The following is a 15,072-nucleotide window of genomic DNA, read 5'->3' as shown; positions in this document are numbered from 1 at the left end:
CAGATGGCGACGCGCAGAAAGTCCCCAAAGAAAACCGCAGACGAAAAGTTCTTTCCGATCCGAGTCCGCATCCAGGTGCCCGAAGAAGGCTACGGCCCGAAAATGGGTCTTATGTTTGCTTGGATGGATGAACACGCGGGCCGAGGGCGTTGGGGCTGGAATGCCGATATGGTTCTGTCGACCGCCCACAGGGACGCATCATCGCTCTATCTGATGGACGCTGAGCTAATCGCCCCGTTCCTAAGCACCTTTGGCCTGCAATTGGCTGAAGCAGATGCTGATCTATGCGGGGAAGGTTCGTTCAGGCTCACCGGATCCGTTGACCTGATTACTCCGGCTTGATGCTCACCTGTTATATTCAAGTGAGTTTGTGTACCAGATTCCCCGTTTCGTTATGGACAAGCGTCGCTTGAATTAGGTTCAGGTGCCAGGCTAGCAAGATTCAATGATTTCGCGTAATAGCTGAAAGCATTTGAACGCTCTTTTCCACTTTTGGGGTGAATTTTTGTGGAAATTTGCCAGTTGGTCGAAACCGGTCAAGTCAAAAGATTCCAAAAATGATTGAAAAGTTCGTTGTCCAACGGTGCCGACATACTGTATTTTGTGCGAGTGAGTACCCCGGAGCACAAGATCCTACTCAAACACCCCGGGGCAATTGAAACTAAAGAAAACAGCGATGCGACGCGGTCTCCCTACTCACGTTTCGCAAGATTAGAATGCTCATATTTGAGCAATCCGGTCAAGCCGCGTCGTGTCGCATACTGCCCTAGGAGGGCAATTGTTATGGCAATGCAGCTTAACTGGAAAACGTGCGGCGACAATCGGCACTGGTGCAATTTGCGAAAACTTAAGTTGGACAACAACAACGATATAGGTGTGTATATGATCTGGCACACAGGGGATCCGTCGCGGGTTGTTCGGGTTGGTCAAGGCAATATTGCCGAAAGGCTAACTGACCATAGAAACAACAACGAAATCTTAATTTATGGAGAATTGCTCGTGACTTGGGCGGTCGTACCAAGCAAATCTGATCGCGATGGAATTGAGCGTCACCTAGCTGACGAATGGAGGCCTTTGGTTGGGGATGCATTCCCAAACACTGTGCCGATCGTAGTAAACTCCCCGTTTGGATAAACGTGGACTGTCAGATCTAGATTTAGTTCGAGCGCCCATCCAATTCGGCGCTCGACACTTAAATCGCTTTAACCATCGTATCCTAGATGGGGTTCACTTCAGAAAAGTCGAAGTATACCTCGCCGAGCTTCTTTCCCTGCTTGCTCGTGATATCGTGAAATCCGTCTGTGTATTGATCAGCTTCAAGCCTGTCAGCGACCTCACGAAGCGCCTTGGCGGTCCATCCAGCAGCCACCTTATCGCTCGGTCCCTGAACCATAAGTTCCACATCACATTTGATGAGAGTGTCACCTTCTCCAACCCAATCAGGTTCATTTGCCATATCTCAAATCCATTTTTGTCTCACTGCAGCAATATGTTCCGATTCCCGCGCCGATCAAAACCCCAAAACACAAAAAAGCCCGCCAGCGCGAAGCTGACGGGCCGAGTATTCGATAGGGACTAACGCAAAACTCTCAACGAGCCCTGCCAATTTGGAAACTGACCTTAGTGGAGCCCTTTCTCTGTTTGGTGAAACGTGCCTGAGACCCCCGGCACCGGGTGTTAGTCGAGATCCGCTCCGACCTCGATCATAATGAAGCCCTCATTGGGGAAAGTCTCAATCTTGCTGTCTGCGTAAGTGACTTCAAACTCAGCCAGATACGTACCTGCAGTGTCTGTGTCCGCAGTAATCCAGCTGTATGTTAGAATGTTCTCTACGGTGTCTATGTCAGCCGACGCATCGACCTTCAGGACATCACCATTGATGTTCTTCACCTTGAATGATGCAGAAGCACCCACGAGAGTTTGACCATCAGCAAGTGACAGCTGGTAACGAATGGCCGGACTGGTATCGCCCTCTTTGATCAGAAATACGTCGCTCATATCTGCCTCAGATTAGTTTTCCGATGTTTCGTGGATTAAGAACTTGCCCCGAGTTGCGGCTTTCACTTGGAAAGGCCACGCGGCCGCGGCTGGCGTCAGCGCCAAGAATTGTAACCAATGGCGCAATACCCGTGCCAACCGCTGCACCTGCCAGTAGATCAACCGCAACAGCCGCAGATAATGCGGGAGCAAACCCTGTCAGTACGGCAGAACCCGTTGAGGGCTGCACAGTGACAGACACACCAGCCGATACATCAGGCGCAAAGCCTTCTCCGATCGCAGACCCTGTGCCGGGCTGTGTAGTCACTCCTGACGCACTGGATACCGCTGGTGCGAAGCCCAGACCAGTTACGTCGCCATTGCCTGGCGCAGTAGTCGAATTGGCTGAGACAGTGGGTGTTTGTCCCTGCCCTGTTGCGATCCCTGCGCCGGGCTGAGCGACCCAGCTTGATCCGGTCGCAACAATGGGCGCAAACCCATCGCCAGCCGCTAATCCCGCGCCTGGGGTCGCGCTGACTGATGCAGAAACAGTAGGTGCGCTGCCAAGGCCGGTTGCAGTTCCTGTCGCGGGTGCGGCCGTGCTATTCGACCCAGCCGAAACCCCGGGGGAATACCCCTGCCCTGTCGCGCTACCAGCCGCTGGAGAAGCTTCAGAGGCAGCAGACAGAGACGGATCGTATCCTTGGCCTGTTGCTGATCCAGCGGCTGGCGTAGAGTTCGTGTTTGCTGCAACAGATGGACTATTTGCAGAACCGGTCGCTGTGCCAGCAGATGGCGTTGCTGTTGAGCTAGCGGAAACTGCAGGAACATATCCTAAACCGGTTGCCTGTCCCGCGCTGGGTTCTGCAGTGGCATCCGTTCCACCCGCAGCGTCCTCAACGAAGATGATGACAGTACCGTTACCGCCGTCGCCGCCGGGGCCGTGGCTATTATCCGCGCCACCGCCACCACCGCCGCCTAGCCCGTCTGTGCCATCCTCTGCCGCTGCCGAGCTGTTGTTTTGACCAGCGCCGCCACCATCGGAAGCCGACCCGCCTGTGCCGTATCTGGATGCACCGCCACCGCCACCGCCATAGCCTACCGGTGATCCGGTAATTGACGAAGATGTTCCAGACCCGCCAGACCCGCCGCTGTTACCTGAATGGTCGCCTCCGTTCGCACCAGCGCCCGCGCCACCACCGCCTGCGCCACCAGAACCGTCGCCACCATCGTTGCCAGAGCCGGACGAAGTGCCCCCGGAGGCGCTTGCACCACCACCACCAGCGTTACCTGTGCCGTCTTGGCCCGCGTTATAGCTACCCAAGCCCGCGCCACCCTGCGCGCCGCCGTATGCGGTCGCAGCCGTTGACATGCCTGTAAGGTTGGTAATTGTCGTATTGCCGCCGACATTTGGAGTTACACCCCAATCAACCGCAGCAGCACCAGCGCCGACGCTACCTGAAACAGTGCCCGCAGGAGCTGTACCACTGCCTTCAAGGACTTCACCACCACCGCCGCCACCACCAGCGTCAAACCCATCGTCACCGCCAGCGCCTGCGCCTGCGACAAGCAGGTAATAGATAGTCCCGCCAGTGCTGAATGTGATCGAATAGGAACCAGACCACTCGTAGGTGGTGCCGGTCATACCACTGTAACTAACCCCGGTTGTTATTGTCGGGGAGCCGGTAGTACCGGAGACAACGGCCATGTTAGCCGCCTACGGCTTCGACAGCGTCAATAAGCTCCGTCAACTCCGGCAATGCGCGAATTGGCGCGGCAAGTTCGTCGGTCAAGTGGGCCCGTAGGATATGGCGAGTGTATTCTTTTCCTGGTGAGCCGACTTGCTTGAACTCATAAAGATCGGAAAAGGACAGCTTGTTCAGCTCCACCTCAAGCGCCGCATTAAACGCATCTGTTTTGGACTGGATGTTCGCAACACCGGCCTGCAGTTCGGCAACTGACTCAGGTCCACCAGAGAAATCAAGGATTTCTTCGTCTGCCTTTACCGGATCTTTGGCAACCTCAACGAAGACGTCGGTTATGGCTGCCTTTGCCGCACCCAATTTGTCATGGAGGCTCACGTTCAATCGTCGAAGGCTCAGGTGGCCACCCTGATCTTGAAGCGCCCGAAGCGTATCAGCCAACTCGCCAACCGCAACCGCAGCTACGTCATAGACTTTCGAAAACCGTGCAATTCGGGACATGGCAACCTCACATCATATTTGGGGGAATGGCTGCGCCGTCTCAGCGCAACCGAGAAGCTTAAGCCGCAACAGTAAGGCTCAGGCGATAGATGCCATCTGCATCAATAGTGACCGCCAGTGTGCCGTTTGTGGTGGATACGGTGCCGCCATCTTCGAGTTCAGAGCAGAAGCACGGAATATCAGTACCGGCCAAGGCGCCGTTGCTGTCTGCATCACGCACAATCACAGCGTAGGCGACACCTGAAAGCGTCGATGAAGCCCAGGACTGATCAGGACCATCAAACATGATGATCCGCGCAGCCGGGTTACTTGTAGAGATATCGATCGCTTGGCCGTTGGCAGTATAGCCCGTGCCACTGATCTCGTTTGCTGAAATATCGGACCATGCGTCGTCTGCTGCCTGGTCGGGTGTATATCCGGATCCAACCAGCACCATGCGGAAGGAATCTGCGGCAAAGTCAATGTTGCCATTCGCCATTTGCAGCGCGGCCTGATCGTACATGAAGAATGGATTTGCAGCCATTTTCTACTCCATAGATTTTAGGATGTACGCCGCACCCCGGCGCGTGGGTTAAAGAGGATTTCCGGGCAGGTTGATCGCCGGAATGGCCTCAAAGAAGTCGGTGCCCACGGCAACAATGCAGCTGATGCCGTTTGGCTGGGTTACTATGACGGTGTAGCTGTCAGTTTCGCGCGAGACGTAGACTTCCATGACGGATTGAACGCCGCGAGATTTCTGCAGGCCACCGAAGCGAAGTTCTTCAGAATAGCTGTTCTGCAACTTCTGAATGACGTGTTCGCGCTCCGCACAGTTGCTGGCCCATGCAAGCGAGGGGGTCATAGCAAGCAGGGCCACCAGGCGGATCATTGGATGGACAGTCCAGCAATAAGGCCGAGCGCGAACGCAAGGCAGACAGCGAACGAAAACCAGAAGGTCACTGCCGCCGCCCCCGAGACCAGACGGTTACACCGATGACGCCGAATATGCTGGCTACAATCAGCCCCGCCCATTCGTCCAAGGGTGGAGGCAACGCAGCAATCGACCAAGATTTGGGATCAGCGCAATCAGCGCACCAATGCACCGAGTAGAAGCACACAGCGGCGAACCAATAAGCCAGAGGTGCCGCAAACAGCAGCATCAGGACAAAGCCGCCCTTCTGCATCCAGTCTGCGCGAGTCCGATAATAGGTTTGGATCAGATCACCCTTGATCTTTTCCTTGTCGGTCTCGGATTTGAACTTCTGGTCGACCGTATCAAGAACACGATCCAGCGGACCTGAAGTCAGCCAAGACAGCAGGAATCGGAGCATCAGTATTGCCGCCCAGGTGCCGAGGTCGTGATCTGGCGCAGGATCAGAACGATTATCCCAATCCCTGTGATCGCGAGCCCCTGATATTCAGGGGGCACAATCGTTCCCACGACCTCAGAGCCGTAGGTTTCCAGAATGCCGACCAAGATGACCAGCAGCGCGAATAGACGTGTGCGATTTCCTTTAAGCATTTCTGCCTCCTTTGAACAAACCAAGAATTAGGTTGATAAGAGACCGGAGCAGCCATTCTGCGCCGTCCGCCTTTGGCACACGGAATGCGGGAACATCACGCAGGAACAACTCGGACTCCGCCTGCCTCCGCCGAACCAAACCGCGCAGGACCTTGCCACCCGCCTTGTTGAACCATTGCAGCGCCTGTGCTGAGCCCTCGTCGTCACCCTTGTTGAACCGCTTTAGGCAAGTCGATTTGCGAAACGCGCCGGGACCGATGTTGTAGGCTAATGACAGCATGGCCGCGTATTGGTTTTCATTCGGTTTCCGCTGAAAGCCCGGCAAGATTTGCTCGCCAAATTTGTCCAGCGCCGCCATCAGATATTGCGACGCCTGTTCCTCAGAAACTTCCATGCCCGGCGAAACCGTAACGCCAATTCCAGCGCGGCTGGTGGTGCCGTAGCCGATGGTCCAGACCCCAACGGGGTCGCGATAGGCTTTTGGCTCGAATCCCTCAAATCGCTTGATGAGGTCCAAGCCCGCGTCATTAATTCTCATGGATCACCTAGTTGTGCTGCAGCATCTCAAGACCACGTGACAGGCCCTCGACCTGGCTTTCGAGATCTTGCTGCTTCTGAATGACCTGTTCGGCTTCTTCCGGGCTGATCAGATTAATCGTAAATGGATTGCTGGTGCGGCAGACTGTCTTGTCTGGAATCAGACCCCAGAACAGATGCGTCGCCGTCCAGCAGGTTTCGGCGATGTATGTCCCCGGTTCGCGCGGCCAGCATCGATCATCGCCACCAGTCCACCAGACCAAATCAGCATCATCAGGAAAGCGTGAATCCGGGCTGTAAGTAAATGGCTCACTGGATGGATCACAGACAACAGCATTCCGCTCGATGTCCCGGATGACTACCTGATACTTCATGATGACTGGGCGGCTGATCTTGCGACTGAAGTCCACGCGAGGTGGGTTCTCGATCGAACTGTTGGATATTACAACCTGCCCCGGATCGTACCAGAACCAGCCAAGCGGGATAAGCGTCACCCCGACCCATGCGATGAAAATCAGGCTCAGGATATCTACAGACCAAACGAACCGGCGTTTTCTCATTTCCACAGCCCCTTGATTTGCGCGTAGGCTGCAAGTACCGCGGCTATCGCACCAGCAATCCAGAGTGTTGCCCGGCCGCCAAGTTTGCCCGCTCGAATAGCTGCCATGACATCATCCAATTGCTTTGCGCGGTTGTCTCTGCCTTCCATCGGTGGCTCAAAGAGCCAGTCATGGACCTTCGCAATCATCTTGTGTTCTTCGTCGGTCATGCCCTGCCCTTTAGTAATCCGCTGCTTTCGCCAGCCCGAGGTTGATCATTTCATCGTTGAGGCTGATTTCATCGCCTTCCGAACGGTAAATGTTGGCCAGCCAACGCCCGTATTTGCCTTTGCCCCGACCCGCCTTGAACGTCTGCATGATGATGTCTTTGCCGAGGATCTGTTCTTGCAGCCAATCGCGAGATACGAGGCCTTCCGGCCGCTCAGGGCCGCGCACCTCTGGGGCGTTGATGCCAAACAGCCTGACCTTCAGTTTCTCCATTGAGCTATGAAAGCCCTGATCAACGGTCACAGTGATTGTGTCCGCGTCATAGACGTCTGTCACATGCGCGCGGTAGATGTACGGGACTTTCATGATGTCTCCTATTTCCACCGCCAGACGATGACGGCCAGAACCATTGCAAGGCGCTTGATCCGGCTCACACCCTGTTGACGCAACGCATAGCCGAACGGTGCAGCCGCCCATAAGCGGGACAACTTCAATTCGTGCAGTGCGTAGTCATGCAGTGCCGAGGCTGGCAGAAACCTCTCATCGTGCGGATCAAACAACCAGCGCAGCGGGCGCGGCACCGACACGTCGAAAACAAACCCCTCGGGCACATCCATCTTGAATAAGGCCGTGCCTTGCTCGACGCGTAGATGGACCGGTTGCGCTGTGCAGTAGCGAATGCCTGTCAGATGCTCGAAGTGGTTTGAAGCGCCCATAGACTTAGGCGGTGATACCAAAAATAGCGTCGAGCCCGGCATCGTTGGTTGCAAATGCCGTCGCCAGTGCGGGCATCAGATCGCCGTTGCGCCGGATCTCTGGTCGGGCAAGAGCGTCCATCATGGCTGGACCTTGCCCCTCTGCTGGGAGCGCATCAATGATGCTCTGCACCTGTGCCGGAAGTGAGTTACCAGCTGCCCACTGTGCAGCCTCAGGCCAAGTCACATAACCAGCCTTTGCCGCAGCAGACGCAAAGTCATAACGGGAGAGGGATGCAATTGATCGAGCAGCCTCCAGATCTGGAACAGGCGCAACAAAGCTTCCATCACCTTGCTCAATCATCCCCGGTGCAACGCCGTCGTCTACCGCTTTCCATCCTGCCGCCTTTTGCGCGTCAGTCAGAGCCACCCCGGTAAGGTCAAGCTGCAATACGACGCTATCGACAATCAATGCTGAACCCATCAGTCAATCCACCCTTTTACAAAGCCAAAACGCTCAGGGTCGCCTGTTGTCGCCCCGAGCCCCTGCAGGCCACTGGAAGCGGCGTAGCATTCAATACGGTAGGTTTTTCCTGACTCCAGAAGACCCCAACCATGTGAAACATTCTCGACGTTGATACTCGCTGAGCGCGCCCAAATATTCATGCCCATCGCGTCTGCCTCGGCGACGGTTGCAGCATCCGTCACGCTGTACAGCGACGTTCTGGCTTGGTTTGAGTCATAAATCGGGAATGCCCACTCGATATAGCAATCCTCGGTGACAGTGAATTCACTGGATAACAGGGAGACTATGCCGGAAGAATCTCTGACCTCTGTATTGAGGACCAGAGTGTTCGTGCCGACGCTCAAGGAGCCGCCACCAACGCCGCTGGCCTGGCGGTTTTCGAGGATGAAGTCGGGTTTACGGCTCGTCGCTCGCGGGACCAATGTCAGGAATAGATTTGATCCGTCACTAAAGACGATACCCCATTCACCGTCTCTCAGCGTTTGTGTTGCAACACCGTTGATGGTCTCCGAACCATCAGGGTCTAAAGTGACCGTCCCACCATCTGCATACACGATGGTCGACCAATCAGAGCCAAGAGTTGCCGCCGATTGAAAGGCAAGTGTTAGGGATGCTGTACAGCGGCTTGCGGTAAACCGATCAGCCTCCGTGACCGTGTAGCCGCTTGTGCGCGTGGTAATCGTCGTTCCCGGGTTAACCTTGTTCCAGGCATTATTCGCAGAGTTCCGGCGCTTCATGACTGCTGGCGTTGAATTGGTGTCAAACCAAAACATCCCAGCATACGGCAAAGGCGGTTCAGTGTTCCCAGAATTGCTCGATGCCAAGGCAGCAAACATCGTATTTAATTGCGATAAAAGAAGAACACCGGTTCCATCATCGACAACGAAATCAGGGGATTGTGCCATCAAGCAACCTCATCTGCAGTGAGCCTGAGTCTCGAAACTACAGGCGTGAAAGTTGAATCTATCGAAGAAAGAATGGCGATGGCCTCAACGCCACGAGCGATTACGTCAGAGCGATCTACGCGACTCCACTCACTCCATGTCGGACTTCCCGCTGGATCATCCTCAGTGGTTCGCGCCTCGATGAAAACGTCGGTTTCCCCACCGCTGCCACTGGAAATCTGCTGCCAGGTTGAAACGAAACCCTGTCTTTCAGAAATTAAGTCCGTCAGAGATCCGGTAAGCGTATCGATGTCTGCGCTGAGCCGAACCGAACGAACCGACCCAAAATCCATGCCAGCCGCGAATTCGTAAGTTCCGCTCGTTTTATAACCACCTGCCGAAGAAACCCGCTCGATGTCGGATACTAAATCCCACTCGCTGACAATTCCGCTCCCTGCCAATTGGAGCGCGCTGCCAACAACGCCGCAATCTGTCTTGGTTCCGGTAAAACTGCTATCTTCAATCAGTGTTGTCAGGGCAGCAAATTCGACCGTCTCTGCATCAGCAGTGAGCACGCTTGAAACCGGCCCCAAATTACCTGAGGAATCTTGAGCACGAACCAGATACGTTCCCGCAAGCAAAGGCACTGCATCGCTGGTTTGACCGCCGCTCGTCTCGCTGTACGAACGGCTTGTTAGCCACGAAGGTGACGCTGCAGTGGAGTGCCTGATGAGGATTTGGCCTCCGATTTGAACGTCCAAGTCCGGATGCAAACCCCATGACAAGATAGCGGTTCCGCTCGCGCGTTGAATTCGCAATCCAGAAATCGCCGATGGCAGTTCCGACAATCCATAAATTGCTTGAATTGCCGTCGTGTAGTCAGAAGAAACACCAAGGTTTGAGATCGCCTTGACCCGCCACTGCCAATCTCCGGCCTGCCAGTCACGCGCATCAAAGAACGTCTGCGACGTGCGGCCGAGAACCTGCCAATTCACACCGTTGTCGCTGCTGGCCTCGACTTGATACTGCGCCACAAAAACTGATGACGCCGCTTCCCAAGCAACCGTGACTTGCGTCTTCAGGCCGCCGCTATTTCGGGTCTGGTATAGGCTTTCATCGATCGTGACGCCTGTTGGGGGCGGAATATCGGCTACGCTGGGCAGGCTCGTCTCTGGCGCTGCCTCGTAAATCTCAAACTCACTTGCCGTATGGTCATAAACGAGAGGTGAGGTTTCCTGCAGCACCAGCTCGGGAACAAGCGCGCCGTCCTGAATCGACAGTGTAACGCCCTGCACCTCGAACGGCTTTAACGCAAACCCAAACCGATCATATGTCAGGTTCACATTGCTGCCGACTGTTGCCTGCCACATGTTCAGTTTGCCGGGGACCGTAACCCGTTGCTGGCGCCGCTTACGCTCAAGGTGGATCTTGGCCAGACGCTGTGCTGCATTTCCTGAGTTGGTGAAGGGCAGTGAGATGTCGTCCCACTTTTCCTCACCTCCATCTTCCGCGAGATAAACAGACGATTGATAAGCCGGGAAGTCATCCGGTTGCCAGTTGCTGGCTGTCGAAATGAATTGACCGCGCACACCGTTGAAATTGTCTTGCTGTGAACGTCGAGTTTGCAACCTCAGATCACCAGCAAAATCGTCACTCGTGAAGGATAGCGTTGGTGTTCTGTATGCACCGGCGTAGATATGCCACTGACCGGCCTGCCACGCCGCCTGCCCTGCCATCGAGGTTAGCATTGCCTCAATGGCTGTCTTTGGCGCCTGATCGAGAGTAACGACGCCGTTGCAGCGATACCGCGCATCCGTGCTTCCGTCCGCCTCAATAACATTTTCATCACAGACATTGGCTGCGGCAATCAAAGCATCCGAATTGATACCATCCACCGCGCCGATCTCCGCACCCAGGCCGTAGGGGGAAAGCGACATGTAGTCAGCCAGGCAGAGCGCCGCGTTGTCGGTGTACCCCCGCAGCCCTGTTCTGGGATCAAGAATGTCGTTCTTACCGCCCACATTGGCGGTGATGTTCGGCAGGCCAGATGGGAAAGCTTCAGGGCTATACAGCAAGCGGAGCGCGATGTAGGCGCACCCGTATAGCCGGTGATCATCGCTCCAAAGTCCATTTGTGAAATTGCCAACCTGAGGCGCAACAGATTGGTTTTCGGTTCCGAGACGGCGATAACAAAACGCCCTGCCCTCCCAACGTCCGCGCGCCGTAGTGCTGCCAGAGTCAAAAGCGCGAACCCCGTCAAAGTAAACAGCGCCAATCCCCGAGACCTCATGCGAGGCAAGCACAATGATCACATGCAAGATGGCGTTCTCTTGACCGCCGCCATAAGTCGCATCAGTCGAATGCAAAAACACGATCGTGCCGCCTTTGCGCGACAAACCATAAACCAACTCTCGTGCCGCCACGGGTTGACGCGATGAGACCTGACGACCGCGCACCTGGTTGGATGAATAGTCCGGCTTGGGCATAAGAGCGCGTGACGCAGCAGACAGAAGCAGAGAGCCGCCAAGTTGAATAGCTGCAGCACCTACTCCGCCCGCGGCAATAGTGGTTCCGATCGCGCCGATGGCCAACCCTACTTGTGGCATCTTAAACCCTCCACACCTTCACGCATTCATTCACTGATACAGACGCCAAACCGGCTTCAGAAAGGCACATGGCCGATTGACCGACACACACGCCGAGCGCTTGCGTTTCATGCAAAACGATATCTCCACGCTGTGCGAGTAAGGGCGATTCAAGTGGTTCGCCGAGAAAATAACTGACCGCCCCGTCCATCTGGCTCGATCCGGTCTTGCGCCGCATTGCCAGCATTGATCCTCGGGCGGTGGTGTAGCCCTTGGGTAGCGGAAGCCTGACCCCGGTCAGCGTCTCGACTACGTCGGCCGCAAACGTCCCACAGTCATGCGTTCCCCACTCAAACGGCTTGTCTCTGGCCTCGCTGATCAGCCGATCAAGCCGCAGCGGCCAATCCTCCAGCCTCACTGCCCCCAACTTACTTCTTTGTCCTGCAGGGAGGTGACGAACTCAAAGCCTTTATCCGTTGGAAAAAACACCTTCTGGCTTTCATGCGTGTAGCGAAACTCGCGCGGAGTCTGCAGGTCGATCATTCGGTTTTTATAGCTGATGCTAATAACGCAGGTTTCGGCGCCGTCTACGATTTCCGGCACATCCAACCGACCGGCAAAGGATTCGACCGGATCTGCGATCACTTCTCCAACTTCATCCAGCAGACCGACATAGACCTTGCCTGGTAGTCCCTGCTGTACATCGCCAATCACGAGTGAGATCAAATCCACTGGAACTCCCGAAAGGCTGACGGTCATGCCTCTCGATACGATCTCCGAGGTTTCGACGATGTCACTGATACCGATCAAGTTGCCTGCACCCGTCCATGTCTGGCTGTTCCATTCGATGGTGCCTGCACCAGTCCACAGGTAAATGCTGCCGCTCGGGAATTCGGCCTCAAAGAACAAGTGCGGCCGCAGAACCTGCTCCTGCAGTTCAGCCTCTATGGCTGCTGTCAGATTGCGGGTCATATCGCCTCTCGCGCGGTGAAGCTGAAGCGATACATGTCACCAGCCTGTATATTGGCAGGCAGCGGGGAAGTCGCGCGAAGCAGAACCCTTGGATTGCTCACCTCAAGCGCCGCATCATCACCAGGTGATGACCGAAGTGCCGGCACAAATTCCAACGTGGCCGCGCCAGCAATCGGAACAACGTCTGCAGTAAGTTGATAAAATCTGGTCTCTTCATCGGAACCAAGCGAAAAGAAGTCGCCCGCCTTCAGTCCGGTTGCGCTCCATCCATCCGTGACAAGCGTGTTGCCCGACTGCCCCGCACCATCGACCAAAGGCGTGCCGTAGCTTTCGGTTTGGCGCAAAGATGGGTCATTGAACAGGAATGGATTGACCGGGCCACGCAGCTTGGCAAGGAACGCGGATAGTGACCGGCCCGCCTCGTCATGCTGAACCTTGATTGCGATGCTGTATTCCCACCAGGAGCCACCCCAGTCTTGAATCTGCTGAGATCCGGTAAACGGTGAAGTGACCGGCACAGCCGCCGCTGCAAGGGTTCGGCTTTCGATGCTTCGCACGATGTCGGTTGGAAGTGTGTCAGCCATCAGACTGGGAACCCATCTTGACGCGCTTGCCCAACAGCAGAAACACTCGCTCGCTGTATCTCAGGAAGCATAGAGCGAACCTTTCTCTCAACCTGCTCTGCGACACCCTCTTGTGCGCCGCGTGCGTCGATCGAGATCGTCACGCCACCACCCATGCTTTGACCTTTGGTGTGGTCCACGATCGTTTCATTGGGGTGCAGCATCCAAAGTTGACCACCCTTGCCATCGAGGCCGCCTGAGCGCGGTCCACTTCCGGTGAAGCCGCCACCGTCAGCACTTGGGATTCCAATTGCGCCTAATAGCGCTCCGGCAATACCGCCGTTACCAAAGCCCGCATTGGCCGACTGAAAAAGTAGTTGGGACATCTGATCGAGCAATCCGGCAAGAGCGCTTTTGGCAGAGTCCGAACCTTCTCCTATGCTCAGGAACATATCCGAAAAACTGTCGTTGAGCGTGTCCGTAGCGCTACTCAGGACATTCACACCCTCTTCCAGTGCACCGATGGCCCGATCCCGTACTTCAGTAGTGACAATCTCAGGAAACAACCGATGCAGTTCGTTGATGCGCTCTACTGAAATTGCGTATTCTTCAGCTTTTGTTCGAGTGCTGTCGAAAAGGCGCTCAGCCTCTCGAAGCCCTGCTGAAATACCAGATCGACCTCCGCCACGTTTGCGGGCCTTCGGGCGATTCATCTCGATGTGTTCGCCGCCCATTCCTGCCATTAAGGCATCAACAGACCCCGGAACGACATTGCCACGACCCCCGGTGATCGAGCCATCACCCCGCGCGAGGGAATCCAGCCGGTTTTGGGCGCTAATCGCGTCAAGTAGATTACCGCTCAGACGCTCGGCCTCGTCCGCCGCTACGCCGGTATTATCCGCTACATTTCCTGTCAGGGAAACGACGAGACTCAACCGCTGTTCAGTCTGCAGCAACAGCGAATAGTAGTCCCGCTGCTCATCTGTCATGTTGATGGTGTTACCGGCTGCGTCCAGTAATTGCTCTGAAAGCTCCCGCACAGCGTCAAGTTGCTCTTTCGGCCCGGTTGCGGTGCGCAATTCGTCTAGTGCGGCAGCAAATCTTTGTGCCGTTACTGCGCTTTGCTCGCCGGTATATTCGAACTCATCAAAGAACTTGATCAAATCTGCAAGCTCAGCCTGGAAGTACCCCCCAAACGAATTAGCTAGATTGTCCGTCGCCTCTCGGGCTGAGATAAGGATTTCAGCAAGTCTTAGTTGCTGCATCTTTTCGGCCAGTTGAATGCTTTCTGCGCTTACAACGCCGAACTGCTCCGCCAGATGTTTTGCGAGATCCGCGCCCTCAACTGCTGCGGCTTTATACGCCTCAAGACCGTCTGTCAGTTCGTCAAGCGATTCAGCTAGATCGTCAGCATCGCCACCAGCTTTCAGGAATGAGGAAGCGAGACCAAACAGAGCAGGTGTCGCAATACCTGCGGCAAGCCCCAGAGGCCCCAAGAACATCAGAATATCGGGTAGCTGAATTGCAAGGGCCTGCATAAAATTGCCGGTCGCCTGTGTTTGCTGTCCGACTTGGTTGAGCTGTAAGCCTATCTGTCGCCAATCTGTACGACCGCGCCGCGCCGCATCCCCCGCTATTTTGGTGGATTTGGTCAGCTTGCCGGTCTGCTGTTCTGTGCGCCGACCCGCCGATGCAAAACTGTCCAATTCGGCCTTGCCGTCTTGCAAATCGGTTGTATCAACCTGAATCGCGAGCGTTGCGACATCAACCATCATTATTCTCCATTGGGTTAATGCCGAATTCGTCTGTGCCGATCTTTCGGCCTTCCAAATACGCGGCTGACATCTGACGGATAGTTGCA

At 55.4% G+C, this 15,072-nt stretch carries 21 protein-coding genes; 1 reads left to right on the top strand and 20 read right to left on the bottom strand.

Going from position 1 to position 15,072, the window contains the following annotated elements:
- The first annotated feature begins 3 nt into the window (after positions 1 to 3).
- Positions 4 to 342: a hypothetical protein gene (locus tag Q1B46_RS05120; RefSeq protein WP_299945412.1), complete on the top strand. Its 339-nt coding sequence runs from the start codon at positions 4 to 6 to the stop codon at positions 340 to 342.
- 874 nt (positions 343 to 1,216) lie between these two features.
- Here Q1B46_RS05120 and Q1B46_RS05115 read toward each other — a convergent pair.
- The 20 genes from Q1B46_RS05115 to Q1B46_RS05020 form a co-directional block, all read right to left on the bottom strand.
- Positions 1,217 to 1,456, bottom strand: a complete 240-nt coding sequence (locus Q1B46_RS05115) for a hypothetical protein (protein ID WP_299945409.1) — start codon at positions 1,454 to 1,456, stop codon at positions 1,217 to 1,219.
- 221 nt (positions 1,457 to 1,677) lie between these two features.
- A complete protein-coding gene (locus Q1B46_RS05110; RefSeq protein WP_299945407.1) occupies positions 1,678 to 1,998 on the bottom strand; it encodes a hypothetical protein in 321 nt (106 codons plus the stop codon).
- 7 nt (positions 1,999 to 2,005) lie between these two features.
- Positions 2,006 to 3,622: a glycine-rich domain-containing protein gene (locus Q1B46_RS05105; RefSeq protein WP_299945404.1), complete on the bottom strand. Its 1,617-nt coding sequence runs from the start codon at positions 3,620 to 3,622 to the stop codon at positions 2,006 to 2,008.
- A gap of 64 nt (positions 3,623 to 3,686) precedes the next feature.
- Positions 3,687 to 4,181 carry a hypothetical protein gene (locus Q1B46_RS05100; RefSeq protein ID WP_299945401.1) on the bottom strand — a complete coding sequence of 165 codons (495 nt, stop codon included), beginning with the start codon at positions 4,179 to 4,181 and terminating at the stop codon, positions 3,687 to 3,689.
- A gap of 58 nt (positions 4,182 to 4,239) precedes the next feature.
- Entirely contained in the window at positions 4,240 to 4,704 is a 465-nt protein-coding gene (locus Q1B46_RS05095) for a hypothetical protein (RefSeq protein ID WP_299945398.1), read from the bottom strand.
- A 48-nt stretch (positions 4,705 to 4,752) separates the two neighbouring features.
- Complete coding sequence (locus Q1B46_RS05090; protein WP_299945395.1) at positions 4,753 to 5,049, bottom strand: hypothetical protein; 297 nt, start codon at positions 5,047 to 5,049, stop codon at positions 4,753 to 4,755.
- Between the two features lie 67 nt (positions 5,050 to 5,116).
- Positions 5,117 to 5,491, bottom strand: coding sequence for a hypothetical protein (locus tag Q1B46_RS05085; RefSeq protein WP_299945392.1), 375 nt, complete (start codon positions 5,489 to 5,491; stop codon positions 5,117 to 5,119).
- Entirely contained in the window at positions 5,491 to 5,682 is a 192-nt protein-coding gene (locus Q1B46_RS05080) for a hypothetical protein (protein ID WP_299945389.1), read from the bottom strand. The genes Q1B46_RS05085 and Q1B46_RS05080 overlap by 1 nt, the downstream gene beginning before the upstream one ends.
- Positions 5,675 to 6,220, bottom strand: a complete 546-nt coding sequence (locus Q1B46_RS05075) for a lysozyme (RefSeq protein WP_299945386.1) — start codon at positions 6,218 to 6,220, stop codon at positions 5,675 to 5,677. The genes Q1B46_RS05080 and Q1B46_RS05075 overlap by 8 nt, the downstream gene beginning before the upstream one ends.
- A 7-nt stretch (positions 6,221 to 6,227) precedes the next feature.
- Positions 6,228 to 6,779, bottom strand: a complete 552-nt coding sequence (locus tag Q1B46_RS05070) for a hypothetical protein (protein ID WP_299945383.1) — start codon at positions 6,777 to 6,779, stop codon at positions 6,228 to 6,230.
- Positions 6,776 to 6,988 carry a hypothetical protein gene (locus tag Q1B46_RS05065; protein WP_299663824.1) on the bottom strand — a complete coding sequence of 71 codons (213 nt, stop codon included), beginning with the start codon at positions 6,986 to 6,988 and terminating at the stop codon, positions 6,776 to 6,778. Before Q1B46_RS05065 ends, Q1B46_RS05070 begins: the two co-directional genes overlap by 4 nt.
- 10 nt (positions 6,989 to 6,998) lie before the next feature.
- Positions 6,999 to 7,352, bottom strand: a complete 354-nt coding sequence (locus tag Q1B46_RS05060) for a thermonuclease family protein (RefSeq protein WP_299945378.1) — start codon at positions 7,350 to 7,352, stop codon at positions 6,999 to 7,001.
- Between the two features lie 8 nt (positions 7,353 to 7,360).
- A complete protein-coding gene (locus Q1B46_RS05055) occupies positions 7,361 to 7,702 on the bottom strand; it encodes a DUF1353 domain-containing protein (protein ID WP_299945376.1) in 342 nt (113 codons plus the stop codon).
- A gap of 4 nt (positions 7,703 to 7,706) precedes the next feature.
- Positions 7,707 to 8,165, bottom strand: coding sequence for a hypothetical protein (locus Q1B46_RS05050; RefSeq protein ID WP_299945375.1), 459 nt, complete (start codon positions 8,163 to 8,165; stop codon positions 7,707 to 7,709).
- Positions 8,165 to 9,112, bottom strand: coding sequence for a hypothetical protein (locus Q1B46_RS05045; RefSeq protein WP_299945372.1), 948 nt, complete (start codon positions 9,110 to 9,112; stop codon positions 8,165 to 8,167). Before Q1B46_RS05045 ends, Q1B46_RS05050 begins: the two co-directional genes overlap by 1 nt.
- On the bottom strand, positions 9,112 to 11,697 hold the full coding sequence (locus tag Q1B46_RS05040) for a phage tail protein (protein WP_299945370.1): 2,586 nt from the start codon (positions 11,695 to 11,697) through the stop codon (positions 9,112 to 9,114). The genes Q1B46_RS05045 and Q1B46_RS05040 overlap by 1 nt, the downstream gene beginning before the upstream one ends.
- A gap of 1 nt (position 11,698) precedes the next feature.
- Complete coding sequence (locus tag Q1B46_RS05035; RefSeq protein ID WP_299945368.1) at positions 11,699 to 12,094, bottom strand: hypothetical protein; 396 nt, start codon at positions 12,092 to 12,094, stop codon at positions 11,699 to 11,701.
- Positions 12,091 to 12,648, bottom strand: a complete 558-nt coding sequence (locus Q1B46_RS05030; RefSeq protein ID WP_299945366.1) for a hypothetical protein — start codon at positions 12,646 to 12,648, stop codon at positions 12,091 to 12,093. The genes Q1B46_RS05035 and Q1B46_RS05030 overlap by 4 nt, the downstream gene beginning before the upstream one ends.
- The gene (locus Q1B46_RS05025; RefSeq protein ID WP_299945364.1) at positions 12,645 to 13,232 is read right to left on the bottom strand and encodes a hypothetical protein; all 588 of its coding nucleotides are present in this window, start codon (positions 13,230 to 13,232) and stop codon (positions 12,645 to 12,647) included. Before Q1B46_RS05025 ends, Q1B46_RS05030 begins: the two co-directional genes overlap by 4 nt.
- Positions 13,232 to 14,983: a hypothetical protein gene (locus Q1B46_RS05020; RefSeq protein WP_299945362.1), complete on the bottom strand. Its 1,752-nt coding sequence runs from the start codon at positions 14,981 to 14,983 to the stop codon at positions 13,232 to 13,234. The genes Q1B46_RS05025 and Q1B46_RS05020 overlap by 1 nt, the downstream gene beginning before the upstream one ends.
- Between the last annotated feature and the right edge of the window lie 89 nt (positions 14,984 to 15,072).

Source organism: uncultured Ruegeria sp., from assembly GCF_947500045.1.
In the GTDB taxonomy this organism is placed as follows: domain Bacteria; phylum Pseudomonadota; class Alphaproteobacteria; order Rhodobacterales; family Rhodobacteraceae; genus Ruegeria.
The sequence above is the reverse complement of the archived record's forward strand: the minus strand, read 5'-3'. Positions and strand labels throughout refer to the sequence as shown.